The sequence below is a fragment of the Rhizobium sp. Root1204 genome, from assembly GCF_001424965.1.
Taxonomy (GTDB): Bacteria; Pseudomonadota; Alphaproteobacteria; order Rhizobiales; family Rhizobiaceae; genus Pararhizobium.
The window spans coordinates 60,071-75,568 of sequence record NZ_LMCZ01000019.1 but is presented as its reverse complement, the minus strand read 5'-3'; the positions used below and the strand labels follow the sequence as shown (position 1 = coordinate 75,568).

Annotated in this window: 18 protein-coding genes; 16 read left to right on the top strand and 2 right to left on the bottom strand. The window is 57.7% G+C overall.

What is annotated here, in order from left to right; translation table 11 throughout:
- Positions 1-85: 85 nt before the first annotated feature.
- Together ASC96_RS17655 and ASC96_RS17650 are read left to right on the top strand one after the other, a co-directional pair.
- Entirely contained in the window at positions 86-763 is a 678-nt protein-coding gene (locus ASC96_RS17655; protein ID WP_156397622.1) for an acyl-homoserine-lactone synthase, read from the top strand.
- Between the two features lie 85 nt (positions 764-848).
- Positions 849-1,580, top strand: a complete 732-nt coding sequence (locus ASC96_RS17650; protein ID WP_060504450.1) for a LuxR family transcriptional regulator — start codon at positions 849-851, stop codon at positions 1,578-1,580.
- 813 nt (positions 1,581-2,393) lie between these two features.
- On the opposite strand, the gene ASC96_RS17635 is transcribed toward ASC96_RS17650, so the two are convergent.
- Together ASC96_RS17635 and ASC96_RS17630 are read right to left on the bottom strand one after the other, a co-directional pair.
- Complete coding sequence (locus tag ASC96_RS17635) at positions 2,394-2,903, bottom strand: hypothetical protein (RefSeq protein ID WP_060504447.1); 510 nt, start codon at positions 2,901-2,903, stop codon at positions 2,394-2,396.
- Entirely contained in the window at positions 2,893-3,510 is a 618-nt protein-coding gene (locus ASC96_RS17630; RefSeq protein ID WP_060504446.1) for a hypothetical protein, read from the bottom strand. Before ASC96_RS17630 ends, ASC96_RS17635 begins: the two co-directional genes overlap by 11 nt.
- A gap of 87 nt (positions 3,511-3,597) precedes the next feature.
- Here ASC96_RS17630 and ASC96_RS17625 point away from each other — a divergent pair, with 87 nt between their 5' ends.
- From ASC96_RS17625 to virB11, 14 genes are all read left to right on the top strand, one after another.
- Positions 3,598-4,155 carry a lytic transglycosylase domain-containing protein gene (locus tag ASC96_RS17625; RefSeq protein ID WP_060504445.1) on the top strand — a complete coding sequence of 186 codons (558 nt, stop codon included), beginning with the start codon at positions 3,598-3,600 and terminating at the stop codon, positions 4,153-4,155.
- A 47-nt stretch (positions 4,156-4,202) separates the two neighbouring features.
- A complete protein-coding gene (locus ASC96_RS17620) occupies positions 4,203-4,526 on the top strand; it encodes a TrbC/VirB2 family protein (RefSeq protein ID WP_060504444.1) in 324 nt (107 codons plus the stop codon).
- A gap of 1 nt (position 4,527) precedes the next feature.
- Positions 4,528-4,818, top strand: a complete 291-nt coding sequence (locus ASC96_RS17615) for a VirB3 family type IV secretion system protein (RefSeq protein ID WP_060504443.1) — start codon at positions 4,528-4,530, stop codon at positions 4,816-4,818.
- Entirely contained in the window at positions 4,815-7,226 is a 2,412-nt protein-coding gene (locus ASC96_RS17610) for a VirB4 family type IV secretion/conjugal transfer ATPase (protein ID WP_060504442.1), read from the top strand. Before ASC96_RS17615 ends, ASC96_RS17610 begins: the two co-directional genes overlap by 4 nt.
- Positions 7,219-8,385, top strand: coding sequence for a lytic transglycosylase domain-containing protein (locus tag ASC96_RS17605; protein WP_060504441.1), 1,167 nt, complete (start codon positions 7,219-7,221; stop codon positions 8,383-8,385). Before ASC96_RS17610 ends, ASC96_RS17605 begins: the two co-directional genes overlap by 8 nt.
- An 11-nt stretch (positions 8,386-8,396) precedes the next feature.
- A complete protein-coding gene (locus tag ASC96_RS17600) occupies positions 8,397-9,113 on the top strand; it encodes a type IV secretion system protein (protein WP_060504440.1) in 717 nt (238 codons plus the stop codon).
- Between the two features lie 6 nt (positions 9,114-9,119).
- Entirely contained in the window at positions 9,120-9,293 is a 174-nt protein-coding gene (locus ASC96_RS32750) for a hypothetical protein (RefSeq protein ID WP_156397620.1), read from the top strand.
- Between the two features lie 4 nt (positions 9,294-9,297).
- A complete protein-coding gene (locus tag ASC96_RS17595) occupies positions 9,298-10,317 on the top strand; it encodes a type IV secretion system protein (RefSeq protein ID WP_060504439.1) in 1,020 nt (339 codons plus the stop codon).
- Between the two features lie 55 nt (positions 10,318-10,372).
- Positions 10,373-10,606 (top strand): hypothetical protein, encoded by a 234-nt coding sequence (locus ASC96_RS17590; RefSeq protein ID WP_156397618.1) that lies wholly within the window; start codon positions 10,373-10,375, stop codon positions 10,604-10,606.
- A 15-nt stretch (positions 10,607-10,621) separates the two neighbouring features.
- Positions 10,622-10,993: a hypothetical protein gene (locus ASC96_RS17585; RefSeq protein ID WP_060504437.1), complete on the top strand. Its 372-nt coding sequence runs from the start codon at positions 10,622-10,624 to the stop codon at positions 10,991-10,993.
- A gap of 175 nt (positions 10,994-11,168) precedes the next feature.
- Entirely contained in the window at positions 11,169-11,903 is a 735-nt protein-coding gene (locus ASC96_RS17580; RefSeq protein WP_060504436.1) for a VirB8/TrbF family protein, read from the top strand.
- A complete protein-coding gene (locus ASC96_RS17575; protein WP_060504435.1) occupies positions 11,903-12,685 on the top strand; it encodes a TrbG/VirB9 family P-type conjugative transfer protein in 783 nt (260 codons plus the stop codon). Before ASC96_RS17580 ends, ASC96_RS17575 begins: the two co-directional genes overlap by 1 nt.
- A complete protein-coding gene (gene virB10 / locus ASC96_RS17570) occupies positions 12,682-14,106 on the top strand; it encodes a type IV secretion system protein VirB10 (protein ID WP_060504434.1) in 1,425 nt (474 codons plus the stop codon). The genes ASC96_RS17575 and virB10 overlap by 4 nt, the downstream gene beginning before the upstream one ends.
- Positions 14,103-15,101, top strand: coding sequence for a P-type DNA transfer ATPase VirB11 (gene virB11, locus ASC96_RS17565; RefSeq protein WP_060504433.1), 999 nt, complete (start codon positions 14,103-14,105; stop codon positions 15,099-15,101). Before virB10 ends, virB11 begins: the two co-directional genes overlap by 4 nt.
- The last annotated feature ends 397 nt before the right edge of the window (positions 15,102-15,498 follow it).

Genomic DNA, 15,498 nt, shown 5'->3' with positions numbered 1-15,498 from the left:
ATGCCATGGGCCTATGCCGCGCGCATCAGAGCCTCACAATGAGCTCGTCAGATACTCTTCGGTGAGCTCATTTGACGGCCCGTAGATCAACCGAAAAATCTATGGGGCGTGGACGTCGCATACTGATCAACGTGATCCATCCTACAACGAAATGCTGCGCGGGAGAGCGAGGGTTTTCCGCGACCGGATGAACTGGAATGTTGATGTCATCGACGGCAAGGAATTCGATCTGTACGATCGAATCGGGGATCCCCTCTATCTGATATCACTCAACGACACGGGAAACGTCGTTGGGTCTTTGAGGGTGTTGCCGACCACGGGTCCGACAATGCTCAAGAACGATTTCGCGTCGATGTTTCGGGAACCGGTGGACATTGAGAGCCCAACAGTGTGGGAGTGCACGCGGTTTTGCGTTCATGCCGGCCCCGATGACACGATGCCGAAACCAAGGAACATCGCCCTCCAACTTCTGTGTGGTTTGTGTGACTTAGCGCACGAGTTTAACATTGAAGGCATCGTTGGCGTTTATGAGCTTCCCATGCAGGCTGTCTACAAGCGCCTCGGCTGGTCGCCCAGATTGATTTCCATTTCGTGGCCGCGATTTGGAAAAATCTCCTGTGGCATGTGGGACGTCAATCCGACCATCCGCGATCACTTATGCAATCGGGTGAAGACGTGCGGCCTTGAAACCCTCGCATTTCAGTATTCTCTGCAAAACGACAAATCCGTTCGGAAGAATCCGAGGATTAGTCGTGTTGGATGACGTCATCACGAAATTTTGTGCACCCTTCACCACTCCACTTATGGTAGGCCTCTGGGAGCCTGGAGTAGCACGGGGAGATTGTGGAATGGCCAAGCGCTCTTTACTGGAACACGCTCTCAGCGTTCTCAATAGCGCATCGAGCGAGGACGATTTGCAGGGTACGGTTTCACATATCCGGGATTGCTATGGCTTGTCGCACCTTGTCTTTCACGTTGTCAGCTTGGGGGCCGGCAGTGGCAAGCACCCAATGATCCTGTCCACCTACTCTCGGGAATGGGTGGATTTCTATACCAGCGAAAACTTCTTCGATCTCGATCCCGTTGTGCATTTGAGCCGAACTGGTTTCTTGCCTGTCGACTGGTCACTTCTCGATCACGCCAGTCGTGAGACCAGCCGCTTTTTCCGACAAGCCCATTCGTTCGGAGTGGGTCGATTTGGCCTGACGTTTCCCGTGCGTGGTCCGCAAGGGGAGCGCTCGTTGTTTTCAGCGACGTCCAACCTGCGCGAAAGCGAATGGCGTCACCTGCGCGCGGATTGCATGGTCGATTTTCAAATTCTGTCGCACCACTTGCATGACAAAGCGCTCACGACCTCGGGGTTTCGCAATAATGGAGCGGTTAAGAAATTGTCGCGACGCGAGCTCCAATGCATCAATATGATCGCGAATGGTCGACTGGCAAAACAGATCGCCGCAGAACTCCAGCTTTCCGAAAGTGCGGTTCGCCTCTACCTACGGACCGCAAAACGCAAGCTCGGGGTGTCAACGACATCCCAGGCAATCGGAAGAGCGGTAGCCGGTGAACTCATTCACGTTTGATTGAAACCCGCATACCAACGCGCCGCGTTGGACGGCTCTTTTCCGCGATGGCGCTGATTGCGCTAAAGCTTAGGGGTCTGGTCGAAATATCCCCAGCACACAACCTATTGAAGAACGGACGATGGAAAAATCCACTTCCTTCTGGCATCGGGCTGAGTCTCACGCAAAGGCCATTTCAACTGTCAGAACCCGGAGGCAGATCGCTAGCTGTCAACACGCATAAGTAGTTCAAACTTCGTTGCGCCGACAATTTTGATGTGGGAAAAAATCAGTGGCAAAGGACACGTCAGCACACTTCTTGTATGTTACCAAGCTATTTCCCCCGAAGGCTTCAATGTCAAACGGGCGTGGGTATTTCATGTCTGGGTCGCAGATAAGAGGGGGAGCATCGATTTTTTATAGTTTCCACGACCCGCAAATGGTTCACGCGAACTGGAGTTTTAACTCGTATCGAGGCCGTGCGATTTTATGCAAGGCGGGGTTCGCTCGCTTCTTGTCCTTCACCCTCAAAGATACCCCCCGCAATCGTGTCGCGCTTATGGACAGAGCAACCAGTACCGTCGACGCTGAACACACCATGACCTTGCAAGGAAAGGATGACCGCAAATGGCCATAAAAAGTGCCCCTCAGCTTGTCAGAATCCTCGCGAGAGAATTTCAACGTTGCGGAACCCAACCTCACAAATTTGCTGAGATCACAGGTGTAGGAGAGGACCGGCTGGAGCTACTTCAAACCGGGGAGTGGGAAGATCTGACGCTTAGGGAGATTGTCTCAATTTCGGAAAACCTTGATATCGATCTCACGAAACTCTGATTATTGCCCGCCTAAAAGTACATCGGCCGGGTGCTCGAAGGACCCTTCCCAAAGCCCTCTCCGGCTGTCCTTTGCAGCGAGCTCTGCCACCGCGTAGGCGGCCGATACCGGCGCGCCCGAAGGTAAAGTTGCTGCAAATGCTGCACCAGAGGATATAAGCGCCGTTCCGACATCGACCGTCGCATCATCGATGTTGGCAGCGCACACGACAAAAGTCGCCGCATCCTTTGCGGTTCCAACCGGCTGGCATCCGACTGTGCCAGTTGAAAACAGAGCCGCAAGAGACGCGAGCGAGCGCAGCCCGCAATCTGCGTCCGGCCCCTCCGGCTCACGAAAATGAGTACCTCTGATGCAAGATTGAACCCCGAACAGCCTGTATTTTCGGCCTTCGTGGCTCCAGGCATCCCCAGTTTCAAAGGTGACATCGAAGGGAAACAGGATCGTCTCCGCCTGCCCGAAAGCCTGTGACCCAAGCATGAGGGAAAAGAGCAAGCCTACCTTAATCCGCATTTTGAAACCCCATCGTTTTTGAAAGCGATTGTGCCTGTACGAGGTCGGGACGCCGCGATCGACCGTCCGGCGTCTTTCCGATCTCTGCGAGACCGAGAAACACCATGATTTCATCGTCATTGACAGTGCGGTAGGGCTCGCCATCGCCACCAACGAGGACGAAGCAGGACGCTGGTATGGCCTTGCCTTGCGCGGTCGAGAGCATCAGGGTCTTGCAGAGGATGACGTGCGCCCGCTTGTTGTAAATCGCTCCGGCGTAGTCACGAACGGCGTCTATACACGTCCATGTCTGCACCCGGTTGTAGGTCACCGTCAGCGCTGGGCAGCCGTTCAGGCCTCGTAGCTGAATGTCGTACCCGGCAATTCTTCGCTCGACTGCCCCGTTAATGATGATCTCGCCGCTGACCCGGTCTATGGAGCGGTCAACCAAACTTCCGCCGGCATCAAATCGCTCAAGGACGAAGATCTTTTCGCCCTCCTCGGCGAACTTGCGAAGATAAGATGGCCCCGGCTCCGCATACGGGTGTTCACCCATTTCGCGTGGGAAAGCCACGCTGGGCAGCATCAGCGAGATTACCAGGCCAAAGACCTTAAGTTGTCCACACATTGAGATTTCTGCGATTTGGAATTGACACATGGATCCCCGTAGAATTAATTATATTTTATTCCACGACGCAGCAACCGGAACTTCACGATGAAAACGACCGCGCTCCTCTTCCTCTTTTCAGCGTCGTATGCCGCCAACGCCTGCGACCCTATCGAAACGGCTAGTACGCTCGCAATGGTCAAAGCAATCGCAACGGAAGAGCAGTTGGATCCGGCGCTTGCACTCGCTGTGGTTGACGTCGAGAGCGCTGGCGGAAAGCATCAGGTCTCCAACGCCGGCGCAGTCGGGATCATGCAGCTGATGCCGGACACGGCCGCTGACTACGGCGTTTTTGACCGCTGCGACCCAGAGGCAAACATTCGCGCCGGCGTCCGCTACCTGAAGAAACTCTATGGCGAGTTTGATGATCCGCTGTTGATGCTGGCGGCATACAATGCCGGTCCGGAGCGCGTCTACCAAAAGGGCGGCATTCCCGAGTTCCACGAAACTGCCCAATACGTCGTCAAGGTGATGAACCGCTGGACGCTGAATGCCAAGGCGTTGGCTGCTCGGGAAAGACGCACCGGCGACCACCCTGCTCAGAAACGGACGATGGCACTGGCGCCCTCTCCCTGGCGAGAAGAACACGTCTGGAACGGCGAATAGATCGACCGATTTCCAAACTTTCCCTTCAACTTACAGAGGACTTCCGCATGACCATTCTTTCGGCCACATCACGTTTCCGTCTCAAGGTGGCAGTGGGTCTTGCCCTTCTGACAACCGGGATGGCACTCGCGCCCAGCTTTGCCTATGCGCAGTCGGCCGCTCCCGTCGAAGGGATCCTCGAATGGTTCGTCGGCGTGCTTCAAGGCAATGTCGCGCGCTCGTTGGCGATTATTGCCGTCTGCTTCCTGGGCTTCATGTTTTTGACCGGCCGCATGGCATGGCAAGCGGCGATCTCGATCGTCATCGGTATCGCGATCATCTTCGGTGCAGCCCAGCTGGTCGATGCGATGAAGTCATCGGCGGGAATTTGATATGCGCGAGGACGCTCCCGACGTTGAACCGCTGATCCTGCCGTTGACCCGGCCGCCAATGTATTTTGGCGTCGACATCATCGTCTTCGTCGTCAACGGACTGTCCGGGGTCGTCCTTTTCATAGCCACGTCGAGCTTCCTTGCGCCGCTCATCGTCCTACCCATTCATTTTATCGGGCTCTACCTTTGCCAACGCGACGTCCACATAGTCCGCGTGGTCCAGGTGTTCTTGTCGATGCGCAGGGCGATCCGCAACAGGAGGTTCTGGAGAGCGGGGAGCTATAGCCCGTGAACATCGTCAATCACGATTTAAAGTTCGGACGCGAACGCGCACGCGAAATTGGCATTGGCACCCATGTTCCCTATCTGCGCCATGTTGACGAAGAGACCATCGTCACCAAGGCCGGTATGCTGCTGCAGGTCATCAGGCTGTCCGGGCTTCCGTACCAGACGATGGACCAGGCGGAGATCAACGCGCGTCTTGCCAACCGCAATATGACGGTCCGCTCGCTCGGGTCGTCGCGCTTTGCGCTGTATGCAACGATTATCCGTCGCCAGATCGTACCCGAAATCGACGGAGAGTTCGACAATCCCTTCGCCGATGAGCTGAACGCCCGCTACATGGATGGGCTGAAGCATCGGACGATGTTCGTGAACGAGCTTTACCTGACCGTTATTCGACGGCCCATGACAGGCCGTGCCGGCAAAGTCGATCGCATGTTCGACGTGTTTCGCATGGCGGACAATGAGGTTGAGGCCAAAGGCGAAGCGCTGCGCGATCTGAAAGATATGGTTTCGGGGATCGTCGGCGACTTCCGCACCTATCGGCCGGAGCTGCTATCTTGTGTAACGCGCGAGAGTGGCATCTTTTCGGAGCCAGCGGAGTTTTTCGCAAAGATTCTTGCCGCTGGCGACGAGCGGTTGATGCCCCTGCCCCGCATGTCGCTTGCCGACTATCTGGGGACCGGTCGCATCCTCTTTGGCCGCAAGGCAACGGAGATCTGGTCAAACGACGGCGCCACCTCCAAAGTCGCCGCTATGGTGTCGATCAAGGAATACCCGCCGATGACGACGCCGGGCCAACTCGACGGTCTGCTCCGTCTCCCCTACGAGTTCATCGTCACCCATTCCTTCGCCCCGGAAGACCGCACGTCCGTTACCGAAGCGATTGCGACGATCAGCCGGCAGATTTCCAATTCCGACGACGGCGGCACGGCCGTCGAGGACGATGTCGAGACCGCTCGCGATCGTCTTGCCTCCGGCGAAGTCGTCTATGGCAAACACCATATGACCGTGGCGGTGCTGTCCCGCGAGCCTGCTGGCCTTAACCGCGCGGTTGCCGACGTCACCGCCGAGCTCGCCCGCATGGGCGTTGTCGCAGTACGCGAAGATCTTAATCAGGAGGCATCCTGGTGGGCACAATTGCCGGCAAACTTTGCCTATGTTGCGCGACAAGGGTTGATCTCGTCTGTCAATTTCGCGGGTCTGTTCTCTGCGCACAATTTCCCGTCCGGCCAGATTCACAAGGTGCATTGGGGCAAACCCGTCTCGCTTCTGGAGACGACCAGCCAGACAGCCTATTTCTTCAATTTTCATGAGGATGACGTCGGCAATTTTACCGTCATTGGACCGACCGGCTCCGGCAAGACGGTGGCGCTGTCCTTTCTGCTTGCGCAAGGGATGCGGGTCGAGCCGCGGCCCCGCTGCGTCTTCATCGACAAGGACCGTGGGGCTGAGATTTTCGTGCGAGCCATGGGCGGACGCTACGAGCGGCTATCACCGGGCGAGCCAACAGGCTTTGCGCCCCTGCAACTTGACGATACACCGGCCAATCGCAGTTTTGGCAAGACCCTGATTTCCTATCTGGTCACGCCGGCGGACCGGGTGCTGCACGCCGAGGAGATGGCGGTGATCTCCGACGCGGTCGACAGCATCTATACCGACTTCGATCGGCCACAGCGTCGGCTTGATATGCTGGCGGAGGCGCTGAAGGGCCGGATGCGATCCGGTATTGGCGATCTAGCGGACCGGTTGAAGGAATGGACGACCGGCGACAAGGGCTGGCTGTTCAACAATGCCGAGGACAAGCTCGATTTCTCAGGCTCGGTGATCGGCTTCGACATGACAGAAATCCTCTCCGACAAGCGCACGCGATCGGCCGCCCTCCTTTATATGTTTCACCGTATTCAGGAAATCCTCGATGGCCGGCCGTCGATGATCTTTCTTGACGAAGGTTGGCGCCTGCTCGACGACGAGGTGTTTTCCGGTTTCATCAAGGACTGGCTAAAAACCATTCGAAAAATGAATGGCATTGTCGGCTTCGGCACCCAGTCTGCGTCCGACGTGGTGCGTTCAGAGCTGCGCAACACCATTATCGAGCAGACGATGACCAACATCTTCTTCCCGAACGCATCGGCCGATGAGGAGAGTTACCGCACAGCCTTCGGACTGTCGGAGAAGGAGTTCCGGTTCATCAAGCAGGCCGACAAGGCAAGCCGTACCTTCCTGGTCAAGCATGCGCAGGACTCGATCATCGCCCGCCTCGACCTCTCCGTCATGCCCGACCTGGTGAAGGTGCTGTCCGGGCGTCCGGAAACGGTTCGCGAGTGCGAGAATTTGCGAGAGACGTATGGCGAGGAGCCGGCCGCCTGGCTTCCGCACTTCTGCGGTTGGACGATACCGGAGGCAAGCGATGCATAAAGCAGTTCTTCTTTTGCTCTCTGCAGGGCTTGCCCTTGCGCCATCACCCTCTGTCTGGGCGGATGTGCCTGTGCTCGATAACGACGCGAAGGACAAGCGCTCCGAGGACGAAGGTCATTCGGCTACCGATAAAGACACGCAGGACGACCAGCTTGAGGAGCAAACCGTCACCAGCTGCAACATCTCGCAGAAGGAAAAGAACCGGCGTTTGTATCGATCGCCGGCGCAGGCAGTGAGTGAAGACACCAGCAATGTCGAGCTCATCAAGCACTATGCCGACAAATACAATGTTCCCGTCGGCCTGGCGCTGTCTGTTGCGCATGCGGAGTCCGGGATTTCTACCTGCTCGGGCTCACCCACCGGTGTCAAGGGCGTGATGCAGCTGACGAAACGCACCGGCAAGGGCATGGGTTTCGACCGCGATATCAACGAGGAAAATATCGAGGGCGGCGTCAAATATCTGGGTCTCGGCGTCAACAAGTGCGGGACGACAGACTATGCCTGCCTTGCCTCCTGGTACAATGGCTCGACTGCGGCAGAACAGAAAAACTGGGCCGGCAAGGTCGGTCGGAACCATGGATGGTTCAACGCCTACGCCGGCGGCTCCAATATCGAGGAGATCTCGTCGCCGTCCTTCAAATCCACTGTCGATTACGGATCCGAGGCAACGCGCAACGCCAATGGTGCAGCCGTTGCCGCCATCGACAGAGCCGTTTCCGGTGTCGATAGAAGCTCTGCCCGGGTGCAGGAAGCGGGCCGGCGTATCGACGCACTCTCGTCGTCGGTCGGCGCCTCGGAAATCTACCAGGACGCCTGGGATGACAACACGCAAGCGCGCGCCGTCAACGCCGACCTGCTGAACAACCTGATGACCGAGCGCAACCTCTTTAACGAACTGTTGCAGGCGCGCCTGCAGCTGAAGCTGTCAAAGACCTCCGAGACCGCCAAGGCCATGAAGTCCGATCCCACCGTCAATCCCTATAGCTGTGATCCCGTCATTCTCGAGCAAATGAAGGTGCCGCGCGCCGACTGGCCACGTTGCGCTGTCATCGCTGCAGCCGAGGGTGAAACGTCGGTGCTGTCGTCGTCGGGCAATTCCGACGGCGCGATCGCCGACAATCTTCTGTCCATCCAAAATGCCGCAGATGCGGCCGATTAAGAGGTTTCATCATGAGAACGAGACTTGCTATCGCTGGTGTACTTGCCGTTTCAACGCCGGCGTTTGCCGACGTTCCGGTCATTGACAATGCCAACCTGACGATCGCCAGAAAGAATGCCGAAAACACTGGCAAAATCATGAACACAAATACCGACATCCTGGAAAAGACCAAGGCGATCCTTGGTGCCCTCTCCGGAAGTCGCGACGGGTCCATGGGTATTTCCTCGACCGGCTTAAGCGGAAATATGTCAGTTTCCGCAGCACCATCTTTCTCATCCATCATGAACGGTGGAACGCTGTCCTTTGGCGGCCTCGACGCCAACTCCCAGAATATCGCGGCGACGTTGATCAACGGCCTTCAGCTCGTCAAACAGGTGAAGGCAATCGTTGACGGCGAAGATGCGGGCGCAATGAACAGCGCCTTCTCCGGCGCCGTCAACACAGTCACGCTGCTCTCGGCACTAACGCAGCAGGCGACGCAAGGTATCTCCAAGAGGGAACAGTCGCTTCAGTCGGCGACTGGCCAGATTGGCTCATCCGAAGACGTAAAGGGCTCGGTCGACGCCAATACCCGCATGCAGCTGGAGACGGCGCGCACCATCAACGAGTTGATTGGCGTTTCGAACGGCGCAGTATCAGCTCTCAATACCGATATGCAGATGCGACTGACGCAGCAGTCCGAGACCGCCAAGATGCTGCAATACAAAGACATTAACCCGTTCAAGTGAGACCGCATGCGATTGCTCGTGATGACAATGCTGGTAGGGCTGGTCTTCATTGCCGGCTGCCAGACAAAGGGCGAGAAGAAAGCCCCCTGCCCGCCGATCTCCGGATACGGGCCGGCCGACGACTTGTGTGGCCCTGCCCTTCCGGTCAATGACGTGTTTACGTCCGTCCTGAAGGAATAACGAGATGGCGGCGACCACTATCATTTCGGACATCTTCGAGAAGCTCGACAATATCGGCGAGACCTTTATCTCGAACGCCTATGAAGGCTTGGCCCTTCAAGTCACCGTCCTGTTCGGGTCGATGCTGACACTCTATGTCATCTGGTGGGGCTACATGATTCTTGCCGGCCGGGACGGATTTTCCGTGCCTGAGGCGGCTTGGCGGCTTGGTCGGGCCTTCTTCATCTACTACATGGCGACCAACTGGGATGCCTTTTCCGCCACCCTCTACCAGCTTGTGCAAGCAGTGCCGAACCTGATCTCCGACACGATCATCGAGTCGATTGAAGGTTCAGGCGGGATACTCGACGGGGGAACCGACGATACGACCGGCGTCGTTAAAATCCTCGACGCGGTGTTTGAAACGGCGGGCAAAGTCTATGAGCAGGTAGCGACCGGCACCTTCGAATATGTTGGCGCTCTGATTGGTGCCGTGGTCTTTGTCGTCGCAATGATTTTCATCGCGGTTGCCGCCGCCGCGATCCTCGCTGCAAAGCTGATGCTGTTCATCACGCTGGCGCTGGCGCCCGTATTCATCATTTTGGCGCTCTATCGCTGGACCTTCCGGTTTACGGACGGCTGGCTGCTGCTCATGGTCAACCTGATGGTGACGCAAACGTTGATGATGTCTTTTCTGGCGTTCCTCTACCAACTTATCGAGCTCGCCATAAACACCGCCAACAACACCGCGACGGAAAGCAAGCTGTCCTATGTGGCGCCATTCGTGATCGTCTGCCTGCTCGGCATCGTGGTGTTCAGGTTTATCCCGTCGTTTGCCAGCGCCATCGTCGGCGGTATGGCGCTCGGTCAAGGTGACACACCCGCACTCGATGGCTGGAGATCAGCTCTTTTGACGACAAGACAGGTCACGGGGAGAGCCAGAATTATGTCGGTCGGCCTAGCCAAGCGACGCACCTCAGCTGACGTTCATGAAGCACGCGCAAGAGCAATCCAGCGTGAAACAGAAAAGAACGGGCATTTTTAGGTGGCGTGGGCGGATGGCGTTGGTTAAATATAATTTTTTGCGGCAAGGAGGCACCATGCGAGATTTGGATGAAGCCCGCAGATATGGCGGGGCGCTGCAGGAGCAAGCCCGGATAAACGAGGAGATTGCCAAAAGTTCGCAACCGAATGCCAAGCCAGGAGAGACCAAGTGGGTCGTCCTCTTTATCCTTGCGATCGTTTTATTCAAACCGTTCGCAGAACATTGCATCGAACTTTACGGCTCTGCCTCCAGTTATCTTCACGGCCTTAGCGCCATGTTGGGCTTTTAAGCGACGGAGATCCTGATGAATAAGACTTTCGCAGCGCTCCTAATGTTCGGGGTGCCGTTTCCCACTATGGCGATGGCGCAGTCAAAAAGCTCGATCGTTCCGATAATGACTGGCGCTTATGCCCCAGTCGACAGCGGCTGCGATGCGGCGGCGGCCGCATTCATTTACATCGAGGATAAGGGTATCGCCGCCAACAAAACCACCGGGACAGTGACATCCGTCAAACAGGACGGTGCCTCCTACGTCCTCGACGTCCTCTGGATTGAGGCTGGGGCAGATCAAGCTGATGGCGATCGCGATACGGTCGAGATCGAGGTGGAAGACGACAAGAGTTTCTATTTCTCCAATTCCTCGTCCGAGAGAACACTCATGCGGTGGTGCAGCTGAGGCTCGAACGTTTTGCAATCCCGCGGGATAGCGGCAGCTTTTTGAGCTCTCACTGTTGAGTTTCTAGCCGAACGATCACGCCCATAGCGACGCGGGGAGATCGGCCCAGGGATCTCCATGCCCGTATAATTAAATATATTTTATCGCGCCGTGAACGCGCGGATTGGAAGCAGATATGGCCAACGCAGAAGCGACTGAACAGCAGACCACCACCCTTCCCATTGACCTGAGCGCATATTGGAAAGCGGGTGCGTCGTGGGAGGCCGAACTCTATCGCAAGGAGCGCCGATCGCGGAAAATCGCATGGACGGTCGCGACGATCGCGAGCGTCTCGACATTGCTCAGTCTATCGGCGCTCAATCTCCTCGTTCCGCTAAAACAATTCGAGGCCGTCGTGGTGGTGGCTGACAAGACCACTGGTTTCGTTGAAGTCGCACGCTCGCTCGATGAAAGCAAGCTTTCGGAAAACGACGCAATCAAAACCGCCAACATTGTTCGCTACATCAGAGCGCGTGAGACCTATGATCCGCGAGGACTGAAGGACAACTACGACCTTGCCCAGCTCTATTCGACCGCACAGGCCTCGGTCGACCTGCGCCACGAATTCGAGCCATCGAACCCGCAGTCGCGGGATAAGCTGCTTGGCCGAGACACGCGCATCGCCGTGACGATCAAGTCGGTGTCGTTTCTGAATTCGTCGACGGCGACCGTGCGCTTCTCAACAGAAACACGCCGCGACAACACATTGCGGCGAGAGCACTGGGTCTCGGTCGTGCGCTTCCGCTATACGACTGCGCCGCTGAAGAACGAATATCGCTTTGACAATCCACTCGGTTTCCAGGTCGTCGAGTATCGGCGCGACCAGGAGTCGCTGCCAGAAGTTCTGCCGGCTGATAAGGCGGCACGCTGATGCAGAAATCCCGTTTCCTCCTCGGCGCTCTGTCACTGCTAATCATGGCAAAACCCTTGGCGGCCGCCGATCCCCGTATCCGCTACATCACCTTCAACAATAATGCCGTCGTCACTGTGCCTGCTGGCCTTGGTGTATCGACGATGATCCAGCTGGGAAGCTCTGAGGTGATCGAGACAATCTCGGCTGGCGACACGGCCAGCTGGTCGATCGTGCCGAAGAAGGGGTCGAGCATCCTCTTCGTCAAACCGCTGCGCGAAAATGCCGAGACGAACGTCAACATCGTCACCAACCAGCGGGTCTATGCGCTTCTTCTGAAAGGCTCGGCCGCCGCCGATCTTCGGGCTGCGTTTCAGGTGCGCTTCAAATACCCCGACGAAGACGTGAATGCCCGCCTTCTGGCGGCAGCCCAGGATAGTGCCAAGGATCCGCTGCTGAAGGGCCTCGATCCGAGCCGGCTAAACTACGACTATGTGTTCCGGGGCGACACGAGCTTGAAGCCGCGCGTCGCGTTTGACGACGGCACCCACATGTATCTGGAGTTCCCGGATGAAATCCCGGCGATCTTCGTCGTCGAAGGCAAGCGTCAGGAGTCGCTCGTCAACCTGCGCACACAAGGTAAATACGTCGTAGTTGACAAGATTGCCGCCCAGTTCACCCTGCGCGCCGGCGACAAATGGCTCTGCCTCTATAACCGGCAGGCCAACCGCCGGCCCTTCGATCTTGTCGAGGATGCCTATGGTCCGAAGAACCTTGACATCAAGCAGGGCAGCCAGCGATGAGCAGGATCGATTTCGACCACCTCGATGGTCAGAGCAGTGTCGCTAGCACCCGCAACGGCCGTCTCGGAAAGCTGGCGCTTCCGCTTCTCCTCGTCGTCGGTGCGGGCGTGCTCGCCTACGTCAACTGGCCGACGGGTCCTCAGAACCCCGGCCTCAACGAGGGCGCAACCGAAACCTTCGAAACATCGGATACCAGCATTCGTAATTTCCCGGAGGAGCCGGTCAAACAGGCAGCCGATCCCAACCTCGTGCAGATCCCTATGGTCGAGGAGAAAAAGCCAGTGGATGCTGCGACAGTTGATGTCACGGTCAACCAAGGTGAAGACCTGGAAAAACTGCGACAGATCGAGGAAGCTCGCCGCCTGGCCGAGGAAGAGCGGCGCCGGATGGAAGAGGCACGCCGGCGCGCGGAAGAAGACGAGCGGCTGGCGCAACTGGAAGCCAAGCGGCGCGAGGACGAAGAAAAAGCCCGCTGGGAGCGGTTGCGTTCGGAGCAGATCATTGTCGACGGGTCAAACAGTGAGAGTTTGTCCGGGAGCGACCAGTCGGTAACCATGGCTGATGATGGCCAGCTCGTGACCGTGCCAGGGGCCGAGACCGACGCGAACAAGGCCTTCCTGGCGCAGTCGGAGAAACAGACGGCTGGCATCGTCAAGGCGACCCGCTTTGACCGCACCGACGCACTGGTTGCGCAGGGCACGATGATCCGCGGTTTTTTGGAAACAGCGATCAATACCGACCTTCCCGGCATGGTACGGGCCGTTGTGCGCGAAGACGTGCGCTCGCTCGACGGCGGACGCATCCTGATCCCAAAAGGCTCTCGCCTGATCGGGGAGTACAAGTCCGGGCTAGCGCGCGGCCAAAAGCGGATCTTCGTCGTCTGGTCGCGGGTGATCCGCTCCGACGGATTGTCGGTCGAGATCGCTTCGCCCGGCGCTGACCGCCTTGGTCGCGCTGGCCTGACCGGCGAGATCGACACGCATTTCTGGGAGCGGTTTGGTTCTGCAATCATGCTCTCGGTGATCGGTGGTGCTGCGGAATATGTTTCCGCCCTCGGGGAGACCCCGACCAACAGTGCGCGCTCGATCTCGACGGTTGATCCTATCACTGGTGCTGTCACGACGATCACCACCGAACCTAGCCAAACTGCCGCTGAGGCACGTGCCATTGCTGCCGAGAAATCTTCCTCCATGTTGCAGGAGATCGCCAACGAAGCGTTCAAGGAAAGCTCGAAAATCCCGCCGACGATCTACGTTGCTCAGGGCGAGCCGGTGATCGTCTATCTCAGGCGTGACCTCGACTTTTCCGATTTCTATGCCGATCCGGTCCGGCAAGAAATTATACGCCTGAAGCGCGGCGGCCAGATCCGCCGTGATGTCGACCCCACGTCCTACTATCCGATGGCGCCGGTTTATAAATGAGTTCGTTCCCGTTTCTCGAAAAAGCCCTTGAACGGCTAAAACCTTTCCTGGCGGATGACCGCGTTTCCGAGATCTCGGTCAATCGGCCGGGAGAGCTGTTCATTGAACGCCTCGGGGTGAGCAGCATGGAGCGGGTGAAGGACGCCCAGTTCACGGCCGAATGGATCCGGACGGTGAGCGAGCGCGTCGCGGGTTCCACCAACCAAGTGGTCAATGACGAGCACCCGATCCTATCGGCGTCGCTTCCGTCCGGGGAGCGTTTCCAATGCGTGCTGCCACCAGCAGCGCCGGCGGGCGGCGCCATCTCCATCCGCAAGCAAGTCATTCATGACATCGGCCTCGACGTTTATCATCAGCGCGGCGCTTTCGAGCAAACGCGCGTCGGGCGCCAGCTTACGCTGTCCGCTGCCGAAGAAGAGCTTGCCGGTATGATGCAGGGAGACGTCGATGCCATGTATTTTCTTCGAACCGCCGTGCGCTTGCGCGTGTCCATCGTCGTTTCAGGCGGCACGTCCACCGGCAAGACCACTTTCCTCAATGCCCTTCTAAAGGAGATCCCAAAAGAAGAACGCATTGTCACGATCGAGGATACGCGCGAGCTGAAGCCGATCACACCGAACACGGTCGCCCTGCTTGCCTCCAAAGGCGACCAGGGCCGCGCCAAGGTGACCCAACAGCAACTTCTCGAAGCCTCGCTGCGCATGCGTCCCGACCGGCTGATGCTTGGGGAGCTTCGCGGTGCGGAAGCCTTCTCCTTTCTACAGGCGATCAACACGGGCCATCCCGGCTCGCTCACGACAGTGCACGCAAATTCCGGTCGATCGGCCTATGAGCGCCTGGCGCTGATGGTCATGCAAAGCGGCATGGACCTCAAAAAACAGGAGATCATCGACTACCTGAAGGAGGTCATTCCGATCGTGGTTCAGCTCGCGCGCTTGCCGGACGGACGCCGCGTGGTATCGGAGATCGTATTCACCAAGGCAGACGCGCTATGAACCCGGCCCTCCTGCTTTTCGGTGGTCTCATCGCCGTAGCAACGGCGGCGTTTGTGGCGTCGCTTGCCTATGCTGGCCTCTATTACACTTTCGACAATTCGACTTGGATGCTTCAGGCCCTGCAAGACGACCTTCTAGCTTCGTACAAGGCGGCACGTCTTGATCTCTATGCCGGTGAGTGGCACCGGCCGACGATCGCAGCGGGCGCTGGTTTTATTGCCGGCGCCGCGATGCTGATCACGCTTGCGACGGGCAAGAAGAAATCCACCGATGCGCGCTTCCTCAGCACGATGGAGGCGCGCGCCCTCGGCCTGRCGCGCACCGGTGGCGTGTTCGTTGGCAGAATCGGCGGCAGCCTGATCAAAGTCCCTGGAGGCTTTACCCAACGTGGCTCCGG